The sequence below is a fragment of the Vallicoccus soli genome, assembly GCF_003594885.1.
In the GTDB taxonomy this organism is placed as follows: Bacteria; Actinomycetota; Actinomycetes; order Motilibacterales; family Motilibacteraceae; genus Vallicoccus; species Vallicoccus soli.
Map to the genome: position 1 here is coordinate 88886 of NZ_QZEZ01000003.1, position 24256 is coordinate 113141.

Sequence of the window (24256 nt, forward strand, 5' to 3'; positions counted from 1 at the left end):
AGGGGCATGAGCGAGCCGAAGAAGGGCGACCACGTCTCCTGGAAGAGCCACGGCGGCACCGCCGAGGGCGTCGTCGAGGAGAAGATCACCGAGGACACGGAGGCCGGGGGCCGCCAGGTCCGCGCGTCCGAGGACGACCCCCAGTTCCTCGTGAAGAGCGAGAAGAGCGGCGGGGAGGCGGTCCACAAGCCCTCGGCGCTGAAGCAGGAGTAGCGCTACCCGTGCCCGCAGGTCCGCGCGCGCAGCCCGTCGAGGGCGACGCGGGACGCCGCGTCCGGTGAGAACGTCGTGTAGACGCCCTCGGGCGAGCCGGGCACCGCGACCCACGCGCTGAAGACCGACGAGCGCTTGCTCTCGGCGACCGCGTGGGGGTCGCAGCGGCCGACGACGACCCGTACGGGCACCTCGGCCGCGGCCTCCCCCGGGTCCAGCGCGGGCAGCGGCCCGCCGGGCGCCAGCGAGTAGAGCACGCTGCCGGCGACGGACACCAGCGACACCGGCCCGTCGCCGGCGCGGCGCTCGAGGCGCAGGACACCCTCGCCGGCGCGGTCCGCGGCGAGCGACACCGCGACGGCCCGCCCGACCCGCTGCTGGCCGCAGAGCCGGTCGTGCACCCGCTGCAGGACCCCGTCCGGGTCGGCGGGCTCGACCACGGCCCGGTGCTCCCCCGCGGCGTCGCGCCAGCGCACCTCCACGGCCGCCAGGGCCGGGTCGGGCGCCCCGCACACGGGGTCCCCGTGCGCCACGGGGAGGTCCACGGTCGTGCCGGCTGCCAGCGCCTGCCCCTCGCGGGCCCCCTCGCCGTCGAAGCCCGCCGCGTCGAGGCGCACGGAGAGCAGGTCGACGTCGGCGCGCGCGGTGGCCGACACCTCCACGCGCGAGGCGGCCTCGTCGCGGCGGTACTGCAGGAGGCGCAGGGCGAGCGGCGGCTGCGGCGGGTCGGTCGCGGCCGCGGCCGGGCCGGTGCGGGTCAGCAGGCCGGACACCGGGGCGGGCTCCTCGTGGGTGGCGGCGCCCCAGGCGGCCGCGGCGCACAGCAGCAGGCCGGCCGCCAGCAGCGCCGCCGGCCTCCGGTCGTCGGCCACCGCGCCCCCTCTCGTCGCGTACCATCCTGTCACCGTGCGCTTCCTCACGAGCCCCGCCACGGGCGACGCCGCGGCCCCCGCCCACGACCTGACGTACGACGACGTCTTCATGGTCCCGCGCCGCAGCCCCGTGGCGTCGCGGCTGCAGGTGGACCTCTCCTCGCGCGACGGCAGCGGCACCACCGTCCCGCTCGTCGTCGCCAACATGACCGCGGTCGCCGGCCGGCGCATGGCGGAGACGATCGCCCGGCGCGGCGGGCTCGCGGTCCTGCCGCAGGACATCCCCGTCGAGGTCGTCGCCGACGTCGTGGACTGGGTCAAGCGCCGGCACCTCGTGCACGACACGGCGCTCACCCTGTCCCCCACCGACACGGTGGGCGAGGCGCTCGCCCTGCTGCCCAAGCGCGCGCACGGCGCGGTCGTCGTCGTGGACGACGAGCGCCGACCGGTCGGCGTCGTCACCGAGGCGGACTGCGGCGGGGTGGACCGGTTCAGCCAGCTGCGCGACGTGATGTCCCCGCAGCCGCTCACGCTGCCGGCGGACGTGGACCCGCAGCAGGCGTTCGACCGCCTGCACGCCGGGCGGCACCGGCTCGCGCCGGTCGTCGACGGCGACGGGGTGCTCGTCGGCCTCCTGACCCGCACGGCCGCCCTGCGCGCGACCCTCTACCAGCCGGCGGTCGACGCCGAGGGCCGGCTGCGCGTCGCGGCCGCGGTCGGGGTCAACGGCGACGTGGCCGGCAAGGCGAAGGCGCTGCTCGCCGCCGGCGTCGACCTGCTCGTCGTGGACACCGCGCACGGGCACCAGGAGAAGATGCTCGACGCGCTGCGGGCCGTGCGCGCGCTCGACCCGGGCGTCCCCGTCTGCGCGGGCAACGTCGTCTCGGCCGAGGGCGTGCGCGACCTCGTCGCCGCGGGCGCCGACATCGTCAAGGTCGGCGTCGGGCCCGGCGCCATGTGCACGACGCGGATGATGACCGGCGTCGGGCGCCCGCAGTTCAGCGCGGTCCTCGAGTGCGCGGCGGCCGCCCGCGAGCTCGGCCGGCACGTGTGGGCCGACGGCGGGGTGCGCCACCCGCGCGACGTGGCGCTCGCCCTCGCCGCCGGCGCGTCCAACGTCATGGTCGGGTCGTGGTTCGCCGGCACCCACGAGTCCCCCGGCGACGCGCTGCGCGACGCCGACGGGCGGCTCTACAAGGAGTCGTTCGGCATGGCCTCGGCGCGCGCCGTCGCGCTGCGCACCGCGGAGGAGTCGCCGTACGAGCGCGCCCGCAAGGCGCTGTTCGAGGAGGGCATCTCCACGTCGCGCATGTACCTCGACCCGCAGCGCCCGGGCGTCGAGGACCTCGTGGACCAAATCGTCGCCGGGCTGCGCAGCGCCTGCACCTACGCGGGCGCCGCGGACCTCGAGCAGCTGCACGAGCGCGCGCTCGTCGGCGTGCAGAGCGCGGCCGGGTACGCCGAGGGGCGCCCGCTGCACCGCAGCTGGTAGGGCTACCGGGCCGGCCGGCCGGGGTGCGTCCTCACCCGGCCGGCCGGCCCCGCTCGTGGCGCCGCCCTCAGGCGGCGCGGGCGGCCGTCACGCTCGCCCGGCAGCGGCGCAGCAGCTCGGCCCATGCCTCGCGGCCGACCTCGCGGTCCTGCACGGCGGCCGACCCGGCGTGCCGGCCCCAGCGCACCTGCACCTCGTCGCAGGCGAAGAGCCCGGGCGCGAGCAGGAAGGTGCCGCCGTCGTACGCCGCCCCGGTGTTGCTCGCCGGGTTGGCCTCGACGAGGCCGTGCGCGACGAGCAGCTCGCCGAGCCGGCAGACGCCCGCCGCGACCCACGGGTCGGCGGGCTGCCAGTGCGCGGTCGGCACCTGGAGCAGTGCGGTGGTCATGGGGTCCTCCTCGCGGGCCCCGCGCTCCGCGGTGCCCCGCCCGCCGTCCGGCGGGCCTCGCTGTGTCGTCCCCCACAGCGTCGGCAGCCCAGGTCGCGCCCTTGAGCCGTACGGGTGGCGCGGCGCGGGCCGGCCGGTGAACTCACCGGCCGCGGGGCCGCCCCGTGACCCGGGGGTCATGGACCGCGCGGCACCGGGCACGATGCCCCCGTCGAGCAACGCCCGTACGCGACGAGGAGGCCCCGATGGCCCACGAGAGAGCCGGTCAGCCCGCCCGCCCCGAGGACCTGGTCGACGTCGCGTCCCTCGTGACGAAGTACTACGCCCTGCACCCGGACGTGCAGGACCCGGCGCAGCGGGTGTCCTTCGGCACGAGCGGGCACCGCGGGTCGAGCCTGGCCGGCGCGTTCCAGGACGACCACATCGCGGCGACCACGCAGGCGATCTGCGAGTACCGCCGCGAGCAGGGCACGACCGGTCCGCTCTTCCTCGGCCGGGACACCCACGCGCTGTCGGAGCCGGCGTGGACGACGGCGATCGAGGTCCTGGCCGCCAACGGCGTCACGGTCCTCCTCGACCGCGACATGCGCTACACGCCGACCCCCGCGGTGTCGCACGCGATCCTGCGCCACAACGCCGAGGGCGGCATCCAGGCCGACGGCATCGTCGTCACCCCGTCGCACAACCCCCCGAGCGACGGCGGCTTCAAGTACAACCCGCCGGACGGCGGCCCCGCCGGCAGCGACATCACCCGGCGGATCCAGGACCGGGCCAACACCATCCTCGCCGACGGGCTGTCGGGCGTGGAGCGCATCCCCTTCGCGCGGGCCATGGCGGCGGACACCACCCGGACGTACGACTTCCTCGGCACGTACGTCGAGGACCTCCCGTCGGTCGTCGACCTCGACGCGGTCCGCGACGCCGGCGTCCGGATCGGCGCGGACCCGCTCGGCGGGGCGAGCGTCGACTACTGGGGCGCGATCGCCGAGCGGCACCGGCTCGACCTCACCGTCGTCAACCCGCTCGTCGACCCGACCTGGCGCTTCATGACGCTGGACTGGGACGGCAAGATCCGCATGGACTGCTCGTCGCCGGACGCGATGGCCTCGCTCATCGGCCAGCGCGCGGACTACGGCATCGCCACGGGCAACGACGCCGACGCCGACCGGCACGGCATCGTGACGCCGGACGCGGGGCTCATGAACCCGAACCACTACCTCGCCGTCGCGATCGAGTACCTCTTCGCCCACCGCCCGGACTGGCCGCAGGGGGCCGCCATCGGCAAGACCCTGGTGAGCTCGTCGATGATCGACCGGGTCGCCGAGAAGCTGGGCAAGCGCTTGCTCGAGGTCCCGGTCGGCTTCAAGTGGTTCGTGCCGGGCCTGCTCGACGGGTCCGTGGCCTTCGGCGGCGAGGAGTCCGCGGGCGCGTCGTTCCTGCGCCGGGACGGGCGGCCGTGGAGCACCGACAAGGACGGCATCATCCTGTGCCTGCTGGCCAGCGAGATGACCGCGGTGACCGGGCAGACCCCCAGCGAGCGCTACCGGGAGCTCACCCGCGAGCACGGCGACCCCGCGTACGCCCGCGTCGACGCCCCCGCCTCCCGCGAGCAGAAGGCGGTGCTCGCCGGCCTCTCCCCCGAGCAGGTCACGGCGACCGAGCTCGCCGGGGAGCCGATCGTCGACAAGCTCACGAGCGCGCCGGGCAACGGCGCCGCGATCGGCGGGCTCAAGGTGACGACGGCGTCCGGCTGGTTCGCCGCGCGCCCGTCCGGCACCGAGGACGTCTACAAGGTCTACGCCGAGAGCTTCCAGGGGCCCGAGCACCTCGCCCGGATCCAGCAGGAGGCGCGCGAGGTCGTCAGCGCCGCCCTCGGCTGACCCGCCGCGGCGATCGTGCGCGCATGGTGCCACGCGCGCATGATCGCGGCCGAGGGCGCGCGCTCGCGGCCGCCTCCCGCGAGGCCGCGCCCGGCGCGGCGGTCAGGCGGAGGCGCGCAGGGACGGCGGGCCGCCCGGGGGCCGGCGCGGCTCGCGGACCCCGGCGCTCCCGTCGTCCCCGTCGCCCCAGGAGAGGACCAGCGGGCGGGCGCGGCGCAGCGCCAGCCGCCGGACCCGCCGCACGTGGGTCCCGACCCGCCGCACCGGCGCGCCGCTCGCCAGGCCCAGGCGGGCGTCGACCCGCACCAGCGCCTCGTCCACCGAGCGGGCGCCGACCCGCACGACGACCACGGCCCGCCCCCGGCGCGTCCCGCCCGCGAGCAACCCGGGCACGCGGCCCACCCGGGCACCCTCGGGCACCTCGTACGTCGCCTGCACCTGCCACCGCGCCATGCCGCCACCCTGCGCCCTCAGCGCGGTGCTGTCGAGCCCCCGCGCGGGCCGTACCGCTGCTGCCACAGGTCGAGGGCGTCGTGGACGAGCGGGGCGAACCGCCCCTCGTCGAACCCGCTGCCCGGGTCGTTGGTGACCTGCAGGGTGGCCACGCCCGCCGTGAGGGCGACGAGCAGGTCGACGCCGCGCCGGCTCGCCGCGTCCCGGTGCAGCTCTCCCCGGCGGACCGCCTCCTGCACGGCGCCGCCGACGAGGGCGGCCACCTCGAGGCTGGGGGCGTACGCCTCCGCGGAGGGCGTGAAGCCGGGCACGACGCGCTGGAAGAGCAGCTGCGCCAGCACCGGTTGCTCGACGGCGAACCGCACGGTCGCGACCATGGCGCGGCGCACCGCCGCCAGGCCCGGGGCCCCGTCCCCCAGCGCGGCGCGCACGGTGCCCGCGTGCTGCTCCATGCCCCGCCGGAACAGCTCGTCGTACAGCGCCTCGCGCGAGGCGACGTAGGCGTACAGCGACGGCTGGCGCAGCCCGACGCGGGAGGCCACCTCGCTCAGGACGAGGCCGGCCACGCCGCGCTCGGCCATGACCTCGAGCGAGGCCTCGAGCACCCGCTCCCGCGTCCGCTCCCGCTGCTGCTGCCGCGGGGTCGGCGTCCCGCTCATCGCGCGCCTTCCTCGATAGTCCATTGATGGATCGATGCGTCATCGAGCATAGTGGCAGGACCACCGGCCCGGCCCCGAGGAGACCGCCGTGCAGCGCCTCAGCCACGACAGCGCGAGCCGGCTGGTGCCGGCCCTGCCCGACGAGGTCTACGCCCTCGTCTCCGACGTCACGCGGACCCCCGAGTGGAGCCCGGAGGTCGTCTCCAGCACCTGGGACGCCCCGCCCGGGCCCGGCGGGCCGCGCCCCGGCGACCGCTTCACCGCCCGGCTGCGCAAGGGGTGGGCCCGCTGGTCCAACCGCCCCGTCGTGGTGGAGGCCGATCCGGGCCGCACGTTCGCGGTGAGCCGCACCGAGCGCGGCGGCGGGACCATGGTGTGGCGCTACGACCTCGTCCCGGTGCCGGGCGGCACGCGCGTGACGCTGTCGTACGACGTCGAGCGGCCCGTGCCCCTCGGCCTGCACGTCGCCCTGCGGGTGCTGCTCGGCGTCCGCGACCTGCGCGCCGACCTGCACGCCAACATCGAGACGTCCCTGGACCGGCTCGAGCGCGTCCTCGCCGGGGCCGGGCGCGCGGCGAGCGGCTAGGAGCCCGCCCGGCCGCCCAGCAGGTGCCGCGCCCCGAGCGCGACGGCGGCGGGCAGGACCGAGCGGGGCTCGTACGGCAGCCGCCAGAGCCCGCCGTGCGCCGCGCCGGCGGCGAGCAGGTCGCCCGCCGGCGGCGGCGACGTGAGGTCGTGCACGAGCAGCGCGGCCATGAGCGTGGCGGCGGTCGCCGGCGCGAAGGTCTCGACGCCGAAGCGGCGCGCGCCGGAGTACGCCGCCGCGAGCACCCGGTTCTGCAGCACCGAGCGGGTCGCGGTGGGAGGGGCGACGCCGACGGACACCGGGACCCCGTCGGCCTGCGCGACGACGCCGCGCCAGCGCTGCAGCGCCTTGGCCAGCGCGTAGTTCGGTCCCTGCTGCACGACGAGCACGTCCGCGACGGCGTCCCCGTCGGCGTACGCCGGCCGGAACGCGCGCCCCCGCGAGAGCACCCGGACCGGCGCCTGCAGCGCGCCGAGCGGCCCGCGCCGCCGCCACCGGGCGCGGGCGGCGGCGACGACCTCGGGCGGCACGGCGTACGCGTCGGTGGGGGTCGCGAGCGAGGCGACGCCCGTGCCGGCGCGCTCCTCGAGCAGCGCGGCGACGACCGCGTCGGCGGCGACGGCGAGGCGCACGAAGGCCGCGCCGGGGGCGTAGGCGTGGTTGCCGACGACGAGGTCGCCCTCCTGGCGGGCGAGCAGGTCGCGTACGGCCGCGGCCTCGGTGAGCAGGTCCGCGCCGGCGCCGTCGGCGAGCGCGTCCGGCCCGGTCCACTCGTCCGCGAGCTCGCCGCGCACCGGCAGGACGACCCGCCCCGCGCCGGCCCGCGCCGTCGCCAGGAGGCGGCGCTGCACGTCCGGCCGGGGCAGGTCGACGGCCACCACCGAGGCGCCCCAGCGGGTGAGGGCCGCGTACGGGCTCATCTCGGCGCCGGCGCCGAGCAGCGCCACGGTCCGCCCGGCGAGGTCCAGCCGCTCCGGCTCGGCCACGAGGTCGCGCAGCGCCGCGGCGACCGACGGCTCGACGACGTCGCGGGCGACCCAGGCGTCGGCGAGGCGCAGCAGCGCGTCACCGCGCACGACACCGCCGGCGTGCGGCAGCGCCAGCTCCCGCTCGCGCTCCCCCTCGCCCCGCACGACGACGGTCCCGAGCGGCGCGGCGGGCGCCGAGCGGACCGCCTCCCGCACCGGCCGGCCGTCGAGCTCGTGCTCGTCCTGCGCGGCCGCCAGCCCGGCGCGCGCCACGGCGACCGGGTCGGCGCGGCCGGCGACGACGAGGTCGCGCACGTGGCGGGCGTACGCCTGGCGCCAGCGCGGCTCGGCCAGGACCCGCTCGGCCAGGGCCGGGTCGACCGGGCGGGCCGCGGCCGCGAGCACGGCCCGCGCCGCCCGCGTGCTCGAGCGCCGACCGTCCGCCGCGCGCACCTGCACGCCCTGCACGCCCTCGTCCATGCGGCAGTCCTACCGCACGGCGCGGCGGGTCAGGAGGTGACGTCCCGGGTGGTGAAGCGCGCCCAGGCGAGCGACCCGACCACGGCCACCCAGCCCGCCTGCAGCAGCGCGTTGTCCAGGGTCGTCCCCCAGGAGACGGGGTCGCGCAGCAGGTCCGCGAAGCCGAGCCAGTGGTGGGTCAGCAGCCACGGGTGCAGCCAGGCCAGCTGCGGCACGCTGTCGAGCAGCTGCGAGGCGATCGCCACGACGACGGTCGCCGCCATGGCCCCGACCGGCACCTCGGTGAGGGTGGAGACGAAGAGGCCGACGGCGCAGAGCCCGAGCAGCGACAGGGTCGCGTACGCCGCCACGAGGACGACGCGCCACGCCGCCCCGCTGGCGCTCACCACGTCGCCGGACAGCAGGGCGACCTCGCCCACGGGGAACAGCGCGAGGCCGGTCACGACGCCGGTCAGCGCGACGGTGCCGGTGGCGCAGAGGCAGAAGACGACGGCGGTGGCGTACTTGACGAGCAGCAGGCGGGTGCGCCCCACCGGCACGGCCAGCAGGTAGCGCAGCGTCCCGAGCTGCGCCTCCCCCGCGACCGCGTCGCCGGCGACCACCCCCACCGCGAGCGGCAGGAAGAACGGGACGGTCGCCCCGAGCGCCGTGACGGCCAGGAAGAGCCCGTTGTCGGTGATCCGCCCGAGCAGCGGCGGGCCGCCGCCGTCGCCGCCGCCGTCGTCGCCCGAGAGCTCGACGGCCACGCCGAGCAGCACGGTGACGGCGACGAGCACGCCGAGCAGCGCCCACGTGCGGCGCCGGCCCAGCAGCAGGCGCACCTCGGCGGCGAGCAGGCGCAGGTCAGCCCGCGACATCGAAGCCCTCCCCCGTCAGCGCGACGAAGCGCTCCTCCAGCGAGGGCCGCTCGAGGGCGACCCCGCGGACCCGTACGCGCTCGGCGACCAGCGCCGCGACCACGTCCTCGACCGGCACCGCGGGCGCCTCCGCCGTCAGCACCACGCCGTCCACGGACGGCTCGAGCCCCAGCCGGCGCAGCACCCCGTGCGCCGCGCCGACGTCGGGCGTCTCGACGCGGACCCGCGGGCGCGCGGCGCCGCGCAGCTCGTCGATCGGCCCCTGCGCGACGAGGCGCCCGGCGCTCATCACCCCGACGTGCGTCGAGACCTGCTCGACCTCCGCGAGCAGGTGCGACGACACGAAGACGGTCGTGCCGTCCGCGGCGAGGTCGCGCACGAGGTGCCGCACCTCGCGCGTGCCCTGCGGGTCCAGCCCGTTGGTCGGCTCGTCGAGGACGAGCAGGTCGCGGCGCACGAGCAGCGCCGCGGCGATGCCGAGCCGCTGGCGCATGCCGAGCGAGTAGGCGCGCACCCGCTTGCCCGCCGCCGCCGTCAGGCCGACCCGCTCCAGCGCCCCGCCCACCCGGGCGTCCCGGGTGCGCGGGTCCGCGTCGCGGTCGGCGGCGTCGAACCGCCGCAGGACCGCGGCGCCGGACAGCCACGGGTACGCCGCCGGCCCCTCGACGAGCGCCCCGACCCGCGGCAGCACCTCGCGCGCGTGGGCCGGCATGGCCCGCCCGAGCAGCTCCACGTCACCGCTCGTCGCGGACGCCAGGCCCAGGACGATGCGGATGGTCGTGGTCTTGCCGCTCCCGTTCGGGCCGAGGAAGCCGTACACCGCGCCCCGCGGCACCGCCAGGTCGATGCCGTCGACGGCCGCGCGCCCGCCGAAGCGCTTGACGAGGCCGTGCGTCGCGAGCGCGAGGTCCGCGCTCAGCGGGCCGCCGCCTCGACGAGCGCCGCGGTGGGCACCGCGCCGGCCAGCACCCGGCCGTCGTCGGTCAGCAGCACGCCGAGCAGGTCGCTCTCGAGCACCCGCCCGCCCTCGACCCGCCGGGTCAGCGCGTCGACCTGGCGCGGGTCGAGCGCGTCGAGGGCACCGCGGGCGTCGACCTCGAGCACCGCGGCCCAGCCCTCGCCGGTGACGTCGACCCGGGGCGCGCCGGCCCCCGGGACGCCGCGCGGGGCGGGGGCGGGGTCCGCCGTCCGCGGGGCCGGGGCGAGCTCGCCCACCCGCACGCCGTCCGGCGGGTCGAGGCGGAACCGCTCGGCGGCGGGCCGGTCGAGGTCCAGGCTCGTGAACCCGACGCGCAGCGCCGGCTCGGACGCCCCCCGCGCCGTGACCGAGACGCGCAGCGCGAGCCCGGTCTCGGCGTCGACGGCGACCGCCACCTGGCCGACGAGGGTGCCGTCGGTGCGGGGGGCGAGCCGCAGCTCGTACGCCTCGCGCCCCGCGACCTCGAGGTCCTCGCCGACGGTGACCCGCGTCGACGGCTCGACCGCGGCGAGCGCGCGGTCGGCCAGCTCCTGCGGGGTCAGCGCCTGCGCCGGGGGCTCGTACGCCCGCTCCCCCGCGCGCGGCCCGTCCCCGCCGCGGTCGGGCAGCTCCGCGGCGCGGTACGCGTCCTCGTCGCTGTCGTAGGTCCACACCGTCGCGCCGTCGTGCGCCACGTCGAGCTGGGAGAAGCCGCGCAGCACCTGCAGCCGCTGCCGCTCCGGGCCGTCGACCCACAGCCGCAGGCGGGTGTCACCGGTCAGCAGCGCGGTGGGGTCGGCGGCGCCCCCGCCGCCACCCGGGAGCTCGGGCAGGCCGAGGTCGGCCTCGACGAACACCTCGCCGGAGAGCGCCTCGACGTCGGCGCCCTGCGCGAGGACGAGCACGTCGGCCGGCGACAGGTCGGGCAGGTCCACGGCGCCCGCGGGCAGCGCGCCCGCGCCGGCCGCGCCGGCGACGGCGGCGGCCACGACGGCGGGGACGGCCCAGCGGCGGGAGGGGGTGCGGCTCACCCCTCCGACGGTACGGCGCCCGCGCCGCGAGCGCAGGCCCGGGCGAGCGCCCTGCCCGCCACGGCGGGCTGCATGATCGCGGCCGGGCCGGCGCCGGCGGCGACCCTGCGCCTCCCCGGCGGCGATCATGCGCCTCCCCGGCGGCGATCATGCGCCTCCCCGGCGGTGACCCTGCAGCCGGCGGCGCGGCACGGGGACGCGGGACAGGTCCCGGGCGACGACGACGTCGGGGTGCGCGGCGGACGCCTCGGCGGCGAACTCGGCGTCGACGGCGTCGCCGTGGCCGTACCGCTGGGAGAAGTGCGTGAGGACGAGGCGCCGCGCGCCTGCGGCGGCGGCGAGCTCGCCGGCCTGGCGGGCGGTGAGGTGGGCGTGCTCGTCCGCCAGGGCGGCGTCGCGGTGCAGGAACGTGGACTCGCAGACCAGCAGGTCGACCCCGCGGGCCAGCAGGGCCGCGCCGTCGCAGGGGCGGGTGTCCATGACGAAGCCGAAGGACTGCCCGGCGCGCGGCACCGAGACGTCCTCGACCCGTACCGTCCGCCCGCCCACCCGCAGCGACCCGGCGCGGGCGAGCTCGCCCACGGCGGGGCCGCCCACGCCGGCCGCGGCCAGCCGCTCGGGCAGGAACGTGCGCCCGTCGGGCTCGTCCACGCGCCAGCCGACCGTCGGGACGCGGTGGTCCAGGGACGCGGCCGACAGGGCGTACGTCCGGCCGCGCCCCACCTCCACGAGCGCGCCCGGCGCCGGGTCGACCGGGTGCTCGACGACCTCGCACGTCTCGTGGAAGGCGGTGGCGGTGCGCAGCCGGGTGACGTACGGCTGCGCGGCGGCCGGGAAGTGCAGGTCGACCGGCCCCGGCGCCCGGTCGAGGCTGAGGCGCTGCACCACCCCGGCCAGGCCCAGGCAGTGGTCCCCGTGCGCGTGCGTGATGCAGACCCGGTGCAGCGACGGGCTCGCGACGCCGGCGAGGAGCATCTGGCGCTGCGTCCCCTCCCCGGGGTCGAGCAGCAGGGACGCGTCGTCCCAGCGCAGCACGTAGCCGTTGTGGTTGCGGGTCCGGGTCGGCGCCTGCGAGGCGGTGCCCAGCACGACGAGCTCGCGCACGCCCGCCATGCTCGCAGCGCCGCGCTCGCAGCCCGCACCGGCCCGCTCGCGGGGTGTGCCGCGTCACCCTGGGGGAACGGCAGGGGTCGGGAAGGATAACCGGTCATCGACCGTTGTCGACACTGTCCACCTCACGCACTTACCCCGAGAGGGGGGTCCCACCGTGTCCCCGACCACGGCGACCAGCGCCCGCCCCGCCAGCGCCCGCTCCGCCGCCCCCCGTGGCACCGCGCGCGTCCCGCGCCCGGCGGCCGCGGCCCCCGCACCGGCCGACGCCGTCGAGGTGAGCACGCTCGCGGAGTCCCCGGAGCTCGAGGCGACCCGCGACCTCGACGAGGTCGCGCCGACCGCCGACCTCGTGCGCGTCTACCTCACCGAGGTGGGCCGCACGCCGCTGCTCACCGCCGAGCAGGAGGTCGACCTGTCCGAGCGCATCGAGGCCGGCCTCTACGCCGACCACCTGCTGCGCGAGGCCGAGGAGCAGGGCGTCGAGCTCGACCCGCTGCGCCTGCGCGACCTGCGGGCCCTGGCCCACGACGGCCGCGACGCCAAGCTGCACATGGTCCGCGCGAACCTGCGCCTCGTCGTCAGCGTGGCGAAGAAGTACAGCCACCGCGGCGTGCCCTTCCTCGACGTGGTGCAGGAGGGCAACCTCGGGCTCATCCGCGCGGTCGAGAAGTTCGACTACCGCAAGGGCTACAAGTTCTCCACGTACGCCATGTGGTGGGTCCGCCAGGCGATCGGCCGCGGCCTCGCCGAGCAGGCCCGCACCATCCGCCTGCCGGTCCACGTGCAGGAGGAGCTGTCCAAGGTCAACCGCGTGCGCCGCGACCTGTCCCAGGAGCTGGGGCGGCCCGCGACGGACGAGGAGGTCGCGGAGCAGACCGGGCACGCGCCCGAGCGCGTCGCCGAGCTGCTGCGCGTCAGCCGGGACCCGATCTCGCTCGACAGCCCGGTGGGCGACGAGGGCGACACCTCGTTCGGCGACCTGGTGGTCGACGACGGCGGCGTCTCCGCGCTCGACACCGTCGAGCACCAGGCGATGATCGGCGAGCTGGGCAAGATCATCGACCAGCTGCCGGCGCGCGAGGCGCTCATCGTGCGCATGCGCTACGGCCTGGCCGACGGCCGCCCGCGCACGCTCGACGAGATCGGCGCGCAGCTCGGGCTCACCCGCGAGCGCATCCGCCAGCTCGAGAAGCTCGCGCTGGCCAAGCTGCGCCACCCGAGCGCGACCCGCCAGCTGCTCGACTGGGCCAGCTGACCCGTACGGCCCGCACCCCCCGACGCCCCCGTGCCGCCCCGGCACGGGGGCGTCGTCGTGCCGGCGCGCCGGCGCGGGAGGGGACGAAGTCGGACAACCCGTGGCGCGGTGCGCGGTTCGCGACCGCGCGACCGGGCACCCGGTCGGCGCAGCCGGCCCGACGGGGGGCGGCCGACCCTGGAGGTACGCGTGACCCGCACCAGCACCCGCCGCACCCTCGCCGCGGTCCTCGCACCGGCAGCGCTGCTCGCTCCCGCCGCGCTCGTGGGCGCCGCGGCCCCCGCGTCCGCCGACGTCGTCCTCGCCGCCGCCGCGCAGCAGGTCAGCGCGCAGGACGAGGAGTTCCTCGTGGCCGCGCACCAGAGCAACCTGGCCGAGATCGCCGCCGGCGAGGCCGCGCAGGCGCAGGCCACGACGGACGTCGTGCGCGAGCACGGCGCGCTCTTCATCCGCGACCACACGCGCCTGGACCAGGACGTCACCGCGCTCGCCGAGGAGCTCGGGGTCGAGCTGCCCGACGCGCCGAGCGAGGCGCAGCAGGCGTCGCTGGCCGACGTCACCGAGGAGTCCGGCAGCGCCTTCGACGAGGCGTGGGTCGCGCAGCAGCTCACCTCGCACCGCCAGAGCCTGGCGAACGGCGAGGAGGAGCTGGCCGAGGGCAGCGACGAGCGGGTCGTCGCCCTGGCCGGGGCCGCGGCACCGGTCATCACCTCGCACCTGGAGATGCTCCAGCACGCCGCCGAGGAGCTCGGCGTCCCCGGCGGCGCGGACGCCGGCGGCGCCGGCCTCGTGGCCACCGACGGCGCCACCCCGGCGCTCGCCACCGGCCTGGTCGCCGTCGGCGTCGTCGTGGCCGTCGCGGGCGGCGTCGCGCTGCGCCGCCAGCGGGCCGCGGAGCGCTGACGCGACCCGTGGCACCCCGCCGACCCGGCCGGACCGGGCGCCCCCGCGCCCTGGCCGGGACCGCCGTCGCCCTCGGGCTCGCGCTCGCGGGCGGCGGCGGCGCCCTGCTCGCAGCGGGGGCGCCGGGGGCCGGCGCGCCGGCGGGCACCGTCCCGGCAGCCGCACCCCCGGCCCCCGCCGGACCGGGCGGGACCGCGACCGGGCCCACCGCCGGGCCCACCGCCGGGCCCACCGCCGGGCCCACCGCCGACGCGCCGGTCCGCGCCCGGCCCCGCACCGCGGCGCCGGCCCCGTCCGCCGCACCCCGCGGCGCGTACGCGGCACCGCCCGAGCTGCTGCGCCTGCCCGGCGGCGACGTGCCGGTCGACCCGACGTGGGCGGGGCCCGACGGCGACCTGCGCCTGCCGGAGACCGGGCGCCGCGCCGTCTGGTGGGCCGGCGGGGCGGCCCCGGGCGACGCCCGGGGCACCGCCGTGGTCGCCGGGCACGTCGACACCCTCGACGAGGGGCTGGGCGCCTTCGCCGCGCTCGCGGGGCTCCGCGTGGGGCAGGAGGTCGTGGTCCGCGACGGGGCCGGCGAGCGCCACCGCTACTCCGTGCAGGCGCTGCGGACGTACGACGAGGGGGAGCTCCCGCCCGACCTCTTCACGAGCCGGGGCAGCCCGCGCCTGGCCCTGCTCACGTGCGCCGGGTCCTGGGACCCGCGCAGCGGCTACGACAGCAGCCTCGTGGTCTGGGCGGTGCCGGTGTGAGCGCCCGGGGGTAGGGGTGGTGGCGCGCGGCCCCGCGGCAGGGGCCCGACGACACCAGGGAGAGCAGATGGAGCGACGCACGCTGGGCCGCGGTGACCACGCCCTCGAGGTCTCCGCCGAGGGCCTCGGGTGCATGGGGATGAGCGAGTTCTACGGCACGGCCGACGAGTCCGAGGCGGTGGCGACGATCCACCGGGCCCTCGACCTCGGGGTCACGTTCCTCGACACCGCGGACATGTACGGCCCCTTCACCAACGAGCGGCTCGTCGGCCGCGCGGTCGCGGGGCGGCGCGACGAGGTGCAGCTGGCGACGAAGTTCGGCAACGAGCGCGCCGAGGACGGCACGCGGCTCGGGGTCAACGGGCGGCCCGAGTACGTCCGCCGGGCCTGCGACGCCTCGCTGCAGCGCCTCGGCGTCGACCACGTCGACCTCTACTACCAGCACCGGGTCGACCGCACCGTGCCCGTGGAGGAGACCTGGGGCGCGCTGCACGAGCTCGTCGAGGCCGGCAAGGTGCGCCGGCTCGGGATCAGCGAGGCCGCGCCGGCGACGATCCGCCGCGCGCACGCCGTGCACCCGGTGACCGCGCTGCAGACCGAGTACAGCCTCTGGACCCGCGACCCCGAGGAGAACGACGTCCTCGCGACGGTGCGCGAGCTGGGCATCGGCTTCGTCGCCTACTCCCCGCTGGGGCGCGGCTTCCTGTCCGGGCAGATCCGCACGGTCGAGGACCTCGACCCCGACGACTTCCGGCGGAACCACCCGCGCTTCCAGGGCGAGGCGTTCGCGCAGAACCTGGTCCTCGTCGACCGCGTGCGCGAGGTCGCGCAGGAGAAGGGCGTGGCGGCCTCGCAGCTCGCCCTCGCCTGGGTCCTCGCGCAGGGCGGGGACGTCGTGCCGATCCCCGGCACCAAGCGGGTCCGCTGGCTCGAGGAGAACGTCGCCGCGCTCGACGTGCGGCTCACCGACGAGGACCTGCGGCGCATCGACGAGGCGGCCCCGGTGGGCGCCGCGGCCGGGCAGCGCTACCCGGACATGTCCTCGGTCCACGTCTGACGCCCTCCGGCGCAGCACGGCCCGAGCGCAAGGTCCGGCAGCGCGGCCCGGGCGCGCGGTCCGGGCGCGCGGTCCGGGCGCGCGGTCCGGGCGCGTGGGGGCGCGGCGGCGCCCCGGGATGGATCCTCCGCCCCGGGGCGTTGTCGCCCTCGCAGGACCCGCACCACCCGCGCGACCGCGCGACCGACGGAGGAGGACGCCGTGCTCGACCCCCAGGGCCTCTACGCGCTCGACCCGCAGCTCGACGAGATCGTCGAGGGCATGGCGGAGCCCGTGCTCGTGCACGCGCTCACCGGCTTCGTCGACGCGGGCTCCGCGGTCCGCCTGGCGCGCGAGCACCTGGAGACCTCGTTCGAGCACCGCGTCGTCGCGACCTTCGACGTCGACCAGCTGCACGACTACCGGGCGCGCCGGCCGATGATGACCTTCGACCGCGACCACTTCTCCTCGTACGACCGGCCGCAGCTGGTCCTGCGCCGCGTCCTCGACGCGACCGGCACCCCGTTCCTGCTGCTGACCGGCCCGGAGCCGGACGTGCAGTGGGAGCGCTTCGCCGCCGCGGTCGGCCAGCTCGTGCAGCGCCTCGGCGTGCGGCTGAGCATCGGCCTCAACGCCATCCCCATGGCGGTGCCGCACACCCGCCCGCTGGGCGTCACCCTGCACGGCACCCGTCCCGAGCTGCTCGGCGACCACGAGCCGTGGCTGCAGAGCGTCCAGGTGCCGGCGAGCATCGGCAACCTGCTGGAGCTGCGGCTCGGCCACTCCGGGCACGACGCCATGGGCGTCGCCGCGCACGTGCCGCACTACCTCGCCCAGACCGACTACCCGCTGGCCGCGGAGACCCTGGTCCAGCACGTCTCGCGCGCCACCGGGCTCGTCCTGCCGACCGCCTCGCTGCACGAGGCGGCCGAGGAGCTGCGGGCCGGCATCGACGAGCAGGTCGCGGGGTCGGAGGACGTCCGCGAGGTCGTGCGCGCCCTCGAGACGCAGTACGACGCGTACGTCGGCTCGCGCAGCCGCGGCGGCCTGCTCGCCGCCGAGCGGGCCCAGCTGCCCTCGGCCGACGAGCTGGGCGCCGAGCTCGAGGCGTTCCTCGCCGAGCAGGGCGAGCAGCCCGAGGGGTGAGCCCGCGGGCCGCGCTCGAGGAGCGCTACCGCCGGCTCGTCCTCGACGAGCTCCCCCGCCGCGCCGCCGCCGAGGGCTGGTCGCTGCGGCACGACCACTGCTTCGGGCGGGTCGTGCTCGACCACGCCGTCGGCGGCTGCTGGTACGACGTGCTCGACCGCCGCCGCTCCCCCGCCTTCCGCCAGCTCGACGACGCCGCGCTGGCGCGGGCGGTGGGCGTCGCCGAGCGCATCGCGGAGGGCGGCGACCCGGTGCTGCGCGCGCTCGACGCGCAGAGCCTCGCCTGGCGCGGCAAGGCCGGCCCGCGGCGGCGGTCCGGTGGTGCGCGACGGGCGTGACGCCCGCCCCGACCGGGCAGGCACGTGGGGTCCACGCCCCCACGACAGGAGGACCCCTCCGTGCGCACCCGCACCCTCGGCGACGTCCAGGTCTCGGCCATCGGGCTCGGCGCCATGCCGATGTCCATCGAGGGCCGCCCCGACGAGCAGCGCTCGGTCGCGACGATCCACGCCGCGCTCGACGCGGGCATCACGCTCATCGACACCGCCGACGCGTACCACCTGCACGCCGACGAGGTCGGCCACAACGAGGCGCTCATCGCGCGCGCCCTGGCGTCGTACGGCGGCGACGCCTCCGACGTGCTCGTGGCCACCAAGGGCGGGCACCTGCGCCCCGGTGACGGCTCCTGGACGCTCGACGGCAGCCCGCAGCACCTGCGCGAGGCCTGCGAGGCGAGCTTGCAGCGGCTCGGCGTCGAGGCCATCGGGCTCTACCAGTTCCACCGCCCCGACCCGCAGGTCCCGTACGAGGAGTCGGTCGGTGCCGTCCGCGACCTCCTCGACGAGGGCAAGATCCGCATGGCCGGCGTCTCCAACGCCGACCCCGAGCAGATCCGCCTCGCGCAGGAGGTGCTCGGCGGGCGACTCGTCTCGGTGCAGAACCAGTTCTCGCCGGCCTTCCGCTCCAGCGAGCCGGAGCTGCGGCTCTGCGACGAGCTCGGCATCGCCTTCCTGCCGTGGAGCCCGCTCGGCGGCATCACGAACGCCGGCGAGCTCGGCGCCAAGCACGCCGCGTTCCAGGAGGTCGCCCAGGACCGCGGCGTGAGCCCGCAGCAGGTGTGCCTCGCCTGGGAGCTGGCCAAGAGCCCGGTCGTCCTGCCGATCCCCGGCTCGAGCCGCCCGGAGACCATCCGCGACTCGGCCGCCGCGGCGGAGCTGCAGCTCTCCCCGGACGAGGTCGCGCGGCTCGACGCGGCGTGAGCCCGCGCCCGGCGCGCCCCGGCCCCGCTCGCGGGTGCCGGGGCGCGCCCGCGCGGCGCCGGAGCGGTCCGGTCCCGCGGCGGGCGGGTGGGGCGCGGTGAGCGCGGCGCAGGGCGGCCCGCGGCACGAGGTCGACGTGGCGGGGCTGCCGCCGGGCGCGGCCTACCGCTGGCTGACCGCGTCCGTCGTCCCGCGGCCCGTCGCCTGGGTGTCGACGACGTCGGCCGACGGCGTCGACAACCTCGCGCCGCACTCGTTCTTCACCGTCGCGTCGGCCGACCCGCCCGTCGTGTGCTTCACCTCGGTGGGCACCAAGGACACGCTGCGCAACGTCCGCGCGACCGGGGAGCTCGTCGTCTGCCTCGCGCCGCGCGGGCTCAGCGACGCGGTCAACGCGACGGCCACCGACTACCCGCCGGGCACCAGCGAGTTCGACGCCGTGGGGCTCGCCCGCGAGCCCTCGGCGCGGGTGCGGCCGCCGCGCGTCGCCGGGTCCCCGCTCGCCCTGGAGTGCCGGTCCGCGGGCGAGCGGTCCTTCGGCCGCAGCACGGTGGTCTTCGCCGAGGTCGTGCACGTCGCGGTCGCCCCGGGGGTCCTCGCCGCCGACGGCCTGCCGGACCCGCGCCGCCTCGACCCGGCGAGCCGGCTCGGGCGCCACGAGTGGGGCGCGCTGGGCGAGGTGTACGACCTGCGCCGGGTCCCGTACGCCGACCTGCGCTGAGCCGCGGGTCCCCCCGGCACGACGGCGGGGCGGGCGCCCCCCGCGCCCGCCCCGCCGCTCCCCCGTCCCCCGTGCTCCCCCCGCTCCCCCGTGGTCCCCCCTCGGAGCGTGCCCCCGGTGCGCTCCCCTGCGCCGCACCGGCGACGGCCCCGGGCCCGCCGGACCCGCGCGCGCCGCTACGGCGCGAGCGCGTGCCCGGTGCGGAAGAGGTCCTGCGGGTCGTACGCCCGCTTGACCGCCCGCAGCCGCTCGGCCGCCTCCGGCGACCAGGCGGAGGCGACCTCGGCGCGGTCCCCCACCGCGCCGAGGAAGTTCAGCAGCGAGCCCGGCGCCCGCCACGGGGCCAGCGCGCCGAGCACCCGCTGCGCGGCCGCCGGACCGGCCTCCTCGAGGCCCGGCAGCAGCGGGGCCAGGGCGAGGACGGACCACGCCCCGTGCCGGCCGGCGACCGCGTTCGGGCTGCCCTGCGGCGCGCTCAGGGCCCCGCCGAGCTGGCGCAGCTCCACGATCGTGCCGGGCAGCCCGGCGCCGGGCCCCGCCACGTCGGCGAGCACCTCGACGGCCTCGGCGGGCAGGTCGGTGAGCAGGCCGCCGCGCTCCCACACCGGCATCGGGTCGCTCGGGTCCATGTGCACCGCGTCGAGCTCGGGCCCGGTGAGCTCGCGGACCGCGTCGGCGAGCACCGGGCCGGCCGCGCGCAGCGGCGCGAGGAGCGCCTGCGCCTCCTCGGCGGGCCCGCAGTGCGCGAAGCGCACCATGACCACGTGACGCCCCCGCAGCGGCTCGGGCACCGCGGGCAGCGGCGGCAGCTGCAGCACCGCGACCGACGTGCTGGACGTCGTCGGCAGGCCGGCGGCCCACTGGCGGTACGCGTGGAGCACCTCGCGGGTCGCCGCGCCGTCGAAGAACAGCGGGCCGCCGTGCACCCGCGGCTGCTCGACGAGCTCCAGCTCGAGCGCGGTGACGATCCCGAAGGCCCCCTTGCCGCCGCGCAGCGCCCAGAACAGGTCGGACTCGTGCCGGTCGTCGACCCGCACCTGCCGCCCGTCGGCGAGGACGACCTCGGCGGCGGTCACCCGGTCCGCCGCGCTGCCGTAGGTGCGCACGAGCGGGCCCACGCCGCCGCCGAGCGCCATCCCGACGACGCCGACCGAGGACGACGAGCCGCAGACCGGGAGCAGCCCGTACGGGGCCGCGGCCTCGAGCACCGCGCGCCAGCGGACGCCGGCCTCGACGCGCGCGGAGCGCGTCGCCGGGTCGACCCGCACCGCCTGCATCCGCGCCGTGCTGACGACGACGGCGTCCTCGCGCGGGGCGACGATGCCGTGCCCGGTGGCCTGCACGGCGACCGGGAGGCTGTGGCGGGCCGCGACCCGCACGGCGGCCGCGACGTCGCCGGCGCAGGTCGCGCCCACCACCGCGGCGACCCGCTGGCGGTGCGCGACGTTGAACGGCGCGACCTCGGCGTCGGCCTCGGGCCCCGGGCCGTGCACCGGGCCGGCGACCTGCCGGGCGAGCTCGGCGAGCTCCTCGGCGGGCAGGGCGGCGGCGCCGCGCGGGCGCGGCAGCGCGGCGCCCGGGCGGGCGCCCGCGGTCGCGGCGGGGGTGGCGGGGGTGGTGCTCACAGGGGTGTCCTCCAGGTCTGCGGCGCGGGGCCTCGTCACCCCGCCGGCCGGGCTGCAGCGTCCGCCCGGCGGCTTGCGGCTGACGTGCGCCCCGCTTGCAGAGCACCGCAGCCCGCCCCTGATACGGCGGGCACCGGGCGCGGGGGGCGCCGCCCCCGTCGCCCGGGGGCCGCCCGGCGCCGGGCGGGCTCAGCCCAGCGCGGCGAGGTCCGCGGCGGTGCGCGCGGCCCACGGGGCGGCCCCGAGGGCCCGCTCCGCGGCGAGCGCGGCCCGCAGGTGCGCCCGGGCGGCGGGCAGGTCCCCCGTGCGCGCCGCGAGGCGCCCGAGCGTCGCCCGCACCGTGCCCCACGAGGCGTTCGCCGTGCCGGCGACGACGAGCAGGCCCGACATCGGCTCGAGCGCGCGGGCGACCACCGCCGGGTCGGGGGCACCCAGGGCCGCGGACACCTCGCCCCAGCAGGCGAGCGCGAAGTCGCTCGACCAGTCGTCGCCCACGTCGGGCGGCCGGCGCGCGACGAGCCGGCGCGCCTCGGCCACCTCGCCCGCCTCGACGAGGCCCAGCAGCGCCAGCGGCCGGTGCACGTCCGCGCCGAGCAGCTCCTCGAGCAGGTCGTCGTCCCAGCCGTCGACGGCGCGCGCCAGCGTCGCGCGCTGCACCAGCTCGCACCACGCGAGCCCCCACAGCGCGCCCCCGGAGGCCATGAGCTCGCGGGCCCGGGCGCTGCGCTCGCGCACCCGCTCCCAGTCCCCGACCAGCGTGGCCCGCCCGCACTCCTGCAGGGCCACCTGCGCCTGCAGCTCGGGCAGGGCGAGCTCGCCGGTGAGCCGGCGGGCGGCGGCCACCTCGGCGTCGAAGGCGTCGAGCCGCCCGCGGCGCAGGAGCAGCGGCGCGCGGTGCAGCCGGGCCACGAGCTCGGTGCGCCGGGGCAGGCCCGCGCCGACGAGCGCGAGCGCCTCGTCGGTGGCGGCCTCGCGCTCGCCGTCGCGGCCCGGGCGCCACGCGGCCAGGCAGAGGTTGTTGAGGGTGCGCCCGCGCAGCGCCGGGTCGCCCGTGGCCCGCGCGAGCGCCACCGCCTCGCGGGCCCGCTCCTCGCCCTCGCGCTGGCGGTCGCCGTAGTAGAGCTCCACGGCCAGCGTGCCGAGCAGCCGGGCGCGGCGGGCCGGGTCGGCCGGCGCCGAGGCCACGAGCCCCTCCAGGGCGGCGACCGCGTCCTCGTCGACGTGGCGGTACGGCCGCAGGTTCCACAGCGTCACGTCGCCGGCGACCGTCATGGCCTCCTCGGCCAGCGCCAGGTCGCCGAGCCCCCGGGCCAGCGCGGCCGCCTCGCCCAGCGCGGCGAGCGAGCCGACGACGTCGCCGGCCAGCCGGCGGTCGCGCCCCAGCTGCACGAGGACGGCGTGCCGCCGCCGCAGCGCTCCGGGCTCGGAGCGGTCGAGCACGTCGAGGGCCCGCTCGAGCCAGCCCGCCGCGCGCTCGTACGCGCAGAAGCGCCGCGCCTCGTCGGCCGCGGCGAGGCTGTGCTCGAGCGCCGCGCCGGGCCGGGCGAACGGCCCGGCGCGGTGGAAGTGGTGCGCCATCGCCTCGACCGGGCGGTGGGGCGCCGCGGGGTCGCTGAGCCGCTCGAGGGCCTCGCCGACCTGGCGGTGCAGGCGCGCGCGCTGCAGCCGGGGCACGGTGGCGGCGATGGCGTCCTGCACCAGCGCGTGGCTGAAGCGCCAGGTCCAGCGGTCGGCGTCCTCGACGAGCAGCCCGGTGACGACGGCCGGCTCCAGGACGTCCATCACCCGCTCCGGGCCGAGGTCGGCGGCCTGCTCCAGCAGGTCGAGCCCGACCTCGCGCCCGGCGACGGCGGCGAGGCGCAGCAGGCTCACGGTGTCCTCGGGCAGCCGGGCGAGGCGCCGCTCCAGGACGTCGCGCACCGAGGCGGGCACCGCGGAGCGCGCGGTGCCGCCCTGCTCGCTGGCGAGCAGCCGCAGCAGCTCCACGAGGAAGAACGGGTTGCCCTCGGTGCGCCGGTGCAGCTCCGCGGCGAGCGCCGGCAGGTCGCCGCCCGCGCCGCGGCGGGCCAGCAGCTGCTCCACGTCGCCCGCGGCGAGCCCGTGCAGGACGAGGCGGGTCGCGCTGCGCTCGCGGGCCAGCGCCGAGAGGGCCTCGACGAGCTCGGGGCGGCGCGGCGCCCCGCTGCTGCGCAGCGTCGCGACGACGGCCAGGGGCACGTGGCTGACCCGCCGCACGAGGTAGGTCAGCAGCTGCAGCGAGGTCGGGTCGGCCGCGTGCAGGTCCTCCAGCACGAGCAGCAGCGGCGCCTGGGCGGCCCGGTCGCGCAGCATCCCCGCGAGAGCCTCGAAGCCGGCCATCCGGGCCGCGTCGAGGTCCGCGCCGTCCGGCTGCAGGTCCGGCGGCACGGCACCCGGGTCCAGCTCGCGCACGACCTGGCTCCACGGCCACAGGGCGGGCACCGGCAGGTCCTCGGCGCAGCGGCTCCACACCACGCGCGCCCCGTCGGCGGCGGCGAGCCCCGCGACGGCCTCGGCCAGCCGGGTCTTGCCGATGCCGGGCTCGCCCTCGAGGAGCACGACGACGGCCGGGCCGGCGCCCGCGGCGGCGAGCGCGGCCCGCACCGCCGCGAGGTCGCCGGCCCGGCCCACGAGGTCGTCCGGGACGGCCGCGGCAGCGGGCGGCGCGGGCGGCGGGGGCACGGCCCGCGGCTGGGGCACGGCCGCGCGCACCCGGACGAGGGTCGTGCCCGGCGGCCCGGCGGGCGCCGCGGGGCCGGCCGCCGCGGCGAGCGGGCCGGGCGGGGCGGGTCCGTCGAGCGACGGGTCCTGCGCGAGCACGGCCCGGTGCAGGGCCTCGAGCTCCGGGCCGGGGTCCAGGCCGAGCTCGTCGCCGAGGTGCCGCCGGCAGCGGTGGTACGCCGCGAGGGCGTCCGCCTGCCGCCCGCTGCGGTAGAGCGCGAGCATGAGCCGGCCCCACAGCCGCTCGCGCAGCGGGTGCGCGCCGACGAGCAGCTCCAGCTCGGCGGCGGCCGCCCCGGGGCGCCCGAGCGCGAGCACGGCGTCGAGGCGGTGCTCCTGCGCGGCCAGGCGCAGCTGCCCCAGGCGGGTGCGCTCCGCCGCGACCGCGGGGTCGTCGTCGCCGAGGTCCGGGTACGGCTCGCCGCGCCACAGCGCGAGCGCCGTGTCGAGCGCGGCCTCGGCGCCCGCGGCGTCGCCGGCGGCGAGCAGCCGCTCGCCCTCCTCGGCCCGCCGCGGCAGGGCGAGCGCGTCGACGTCCTCCGGACCGGCCGCCAGCCGGTAGCCCGGCGGGCAGGTCAGCAGCACCCGCGCGGGGGCGCGCGGCGGCCGGTCGGGCTCGAGCAGGCGGCGCAGGTGCGACACGTACGACTGCAGCGTGCCGGTCGAGCTCGCCGGGGGCTCCTCGCCCCAGAGCCGGCCGGTGATGCGGTCGAGCGGCACCACCCGGTCGGCGTCGACGAGCAGGAGCGTGAGGAGCGCGCGCAGGCGCGGGCTGCCCAGGTCGACCGGGCGCCCGTCCTCGGCCTCGACCTCCAGGGGGCCGAGCACGCGGAAGCGCACCCGCGGCAGGCTAGACGCCCCGGGCGGTCC

General features: G+C 78.6%; 22 protein-coding genes and 1 pseudogene. 12 read left to right on the forward strand and 11 right to left on the reverse strand.

Going from position 1 to position 24256, the window contains the following annotated elements:
- Positions 1–6 precede the first annotated feature (6 nt).
- The gene (locus D5H78_RS08595) at positions 7–213 is read left to right on the forward strand and encodes a hypervirulence associated TUDOR domain-containing protein (protein WP_119950032.1); all 207 of its coding nucleotides are present in this window, start codon (positions 7–9) and stop codon (positions 211–213) included.
- A 2-nt stretch (positions 214–215) separates the two neighbouring features.
- On the opposite strand, the gene D5H78_RS08600 is transcribed toward D5H78_RS08595, so the two are convergent.
- Positions 216–1085: a hypothetical protein gene (locus tag D5H78_RS08600; protein WP_119950033.1), complete on the reverse strand. Its 870-nt coding sequence runs from the start codon at positions 1083–1085 to the stop codon at positions 216–218.
- Between the two features lie 34 nt (positions 1086–1119).
- On the opposite strand from D5H78_RS08600, the gene D5H78_RS08605 reads away from it, so the two are divergent.
- Complete coding sequence (locus tag D5H78_RS08605) at positions 1120–2577, forward strand: GuaB1 family IMP dehydrogenase-related protein (protein WP_218566392.1); 1458 nt, start codon at positions 1120–1122, stop codon at positions 2575–2577.
- Between the two features lie 67 nt (positions 2578–2644).
- Here D5H78_RS08605 and D5H78_RS08610 read toward each other — a convergent pair whose 3' ends face one another.
- Positions 2645–2965: a hypothetical protein gene (locus D5H78_RS08610; protein ID WP_119950034.1), complete on the reverse strand. Its 321-nt coding sequence runs from the start codon at positions 2963–2965 to the stop codon at positions 2645–2647.
- Positions 2966–3210: 245 nt separating this feature from the next.
- Between D5H78_RS08610 and pgm the strand changes: the two genes are divergently transcribed.
- The gene (gene pgm / locus D5H78_RS08615) at positions 3211–4845 is read left to right on the forward strand and encodes a phosphoglucomutase (alpha-D-glucose-1,6-bisphosphate-dependent) (protein ID WP_119950035.1); all 1635 of its coding nucleotides are present in this window, start codon (positions 3211–3213) and stop codon (positions 4843–4845) included.
- Positions 4846–4947: 102 nt separating this feature from the next.
- Here pgm and D5H78_RS19290 read toward each other — a convergent pair whose 3' ends face one another.
- Together D5H78_RS19290 and D5H78_RS08620 are read right to left on the reverse strand one after the other, a co-directional pair.
- Positions 4948–5298: a hypothetical protein gene (locus tag D5H78_RS19290; protein WP_165865666.1), complete on the reverse strand. Its 351-nt coding sequence runs from the start codon at positions 5296–5298 to the stop codon at positions 4948–4950.
- A 17-nt stretch (positions 5299–5315) separates the two neighbouring features.
- Positions 5316–5957, reverse strand: a complete 642-nt coding sequence (locus D5H78_RS08620; protein ID WP_165865667.1) for a TetR/AcrR family transcriptional regulator — start codon at positions 5955–5957, stop codon at positions 5316–5318.
- Between the two features lie 88 nt (positions 5958–6045).
- On the opposite strand from D5H78_RS08620, the gene D5H78_RS08625 reads away from it, so the two are divergent.
- Complete coding sequence (locus tag D5H78_RS08625; protein WP_119950037.1) at positions 6046–6543, forward strand: SRPBCC family protein; 498 nt, start codon at positions 6046–6048, stop codon at positions 6541–6543.
- Here the strand turns inward: D5H78_RS08625 and D5H78_RS08630 are convergent.
- The 5 genes from D5H78_RS08630 to D5H78_RS08650 form a co-directional block, all read right to left on the reverse strand.
- Positions 6540–7991 (reverse strand): hypothetical protein, encoded by a 1452-nt coding sequence (locus D5H78_RS08630; RefSeq protein ID WP_119950038.1) that lies wholly within the window; start codon positions 7989–7991, stop codon positions 6540–6542. The two genes, D5H78_RS08625 and D5H78_RS08630, sit on opposite strands and share 4 nt — an antisense overlap.
- 29 nt (positions 7992–8020) lie before the next feature.
- Positions 8021–8848, reverse strand: a complete 828-nt coding sequence (locus tag D5H78_RS08635; protein ID WP_119950039.1) for an ABC transporter permease — start codon at positions 8846–8848, stop codon at positions 8021–8023.
- Positions 8835–9767, reverse strand: coding sequence for an ABC transporter ATP-binding protein (locus D5H78_RS08640; RefSeq protein ID WP_119950280.1), 933 nt, complete (start codon positions 9765–9767; stop codon positions 8835–8837). Before D5H78_RS08640 ends, D5H78_RS08635 begins: the two co-directional genes overlap by 14 nt.
- Complete coding sequence (locus tag D5H78_RS08645; RefSeq protein WP_119950040.1) at positions 9764–10837, reverse strand: LolA family protein; 1074 nt, start codon at positions 10835–10837, stop codon at positions 9764–9766. Before D5H78_RS08645 ends, D5H78_RS08640 begins: the two co-directional genes overlap by 4 nt.
- A 147-nt stretch (positions 10838–10984) precedes the next feature.
- Positions 10985–11941: a ribonuclease Z gene (locus D5H78_RS08650; RefSeq protein WP_218566394.1), complete on the reverse strand. Its 957-nt coding sequence runs from the start codon at positions 11939–11941 to the stop codon at positions 10985–10987.
- Between the two features lie 7 nt (positions 11942–11948).
- Between D5H78_RS08650 and D5H78_RS08655 the strand changes: the two are divergent.
- The 8 genes and pseudogenes from D5H78_RS08655 to D5H78_RS08690 all read left to right on the forward strand — a co-directional run.
- Positions 11949–13106 (forward strand): annotated as a pseudogene (locus D5H78_RS08655) (sigma-70 family RNA polymerase sigma factor); the annotation flags it as partial.
- 288 nt (positions 13107–13394) lie between these two features.
- Positions 13395–14108 (forward strand): DUF4142 domain-containing protein, encoded by a 714-nt coding sequence (locus D5H78_RS08660; RefSeq protein WP_165865668.1) that lies wholly within the window; start codon positions 13395–13397, stop codon positions 14106–14108.
- A gap of 8 nt (positions 14109–14116) precedes the next feature.
- Positions 14117–14860: a class F sortase gene (locus D5H78_RS08665; protein WP_165865669.1), complete on the forward strand. Its 744-nt coding sequence runs from the start codon at positions 14117–14119 to the stop codon at positions 14858–14860.
- Positions 14861–14927: 67 nt separating this feature from the next.
- Complete coding sequence (locus tag D5H78_RS08670) at positions 14928–15917, forward strand: aldo/keto reductase (protein WP_119950044.1); 990 nt, start codon at positions 14928–14930, stop codon at positions 15915–15917.
- A gap of 201 nt (positions 15918–16118) precedes the next feature.
- Positions 16119–17042, forward strand: a complete 924-nt coding sequence (locus D5H78_RS08675) for a proteasome assembly chaperone family protein (protein WP_218566395.1) — start codon at positions 16119–16121, stop codon at positions 17040–17042.
- Complete coding sequence (locus tag D5H78_RS08680; RefSeq protein WP_119950045.1) at positions 17039–17380, forward strand: hypothetical protein; 342 nt, start codon at positions 17039–17041, stop codon at positions 17378–17380. Before D5H78_RS08675 ends, D5H78_RS08680 begins: the two co-directional genes overlap by 4 nt.
- A gap of 60 nt (positions 17381–17440) precedes the next feature.
- A complete protein-coding gene (locus D5H78_RS08685) occupies positions 17441–18301 on the forward strand; it encodes an aldo/keto reductase (protein WP_119950046.1) in 861 nt (286 codons plus the stop codon).
- Positions 18302–18398: 97 nt separating this feature from the next.
- Positions 18399–19022, forward strand: coding sequence for a flavin reductase family protein (locus D5H78_RS08690; protein ID WP_218566396.1), 624 nt, complete (start codon positions 18399–18401; stop codon positions 19020–19022).
- Between the two features lie 176 nt (positions 19023–19198).
- On the opposite strand, the gene D5H78_RS08695 is transcribed toward D5H78_RS08690, so the two are convergent.
- Both D5H78_RS08695 and D5H78_RS08700 read right to left on the reverse strand, forming a co-directional pair.
- Entirely contained in the window at positions 19199–20647 is a 1449-nt protein-coding gene (locus tag D5H78_RS08695) for an FAD-binding oxidoreductase (RefSeq protein WP_218566397.1), read from the reverse strand.
- 189 nt (positions 20648–20836) lie between these two features.
- The gene (locus D5H78_RS08700; protein WP_119950047.1) at positions 20837–24226 is read right to left on the reverse strand and encodes an ATP-binding protein; all 3390 of its coding nucleotides are present in this window, start codon (positions 24224–24226) and stop codon (positions 20837–20839) included.
- Positions 24227–24256: the final 30 nt, after the last annotated feature.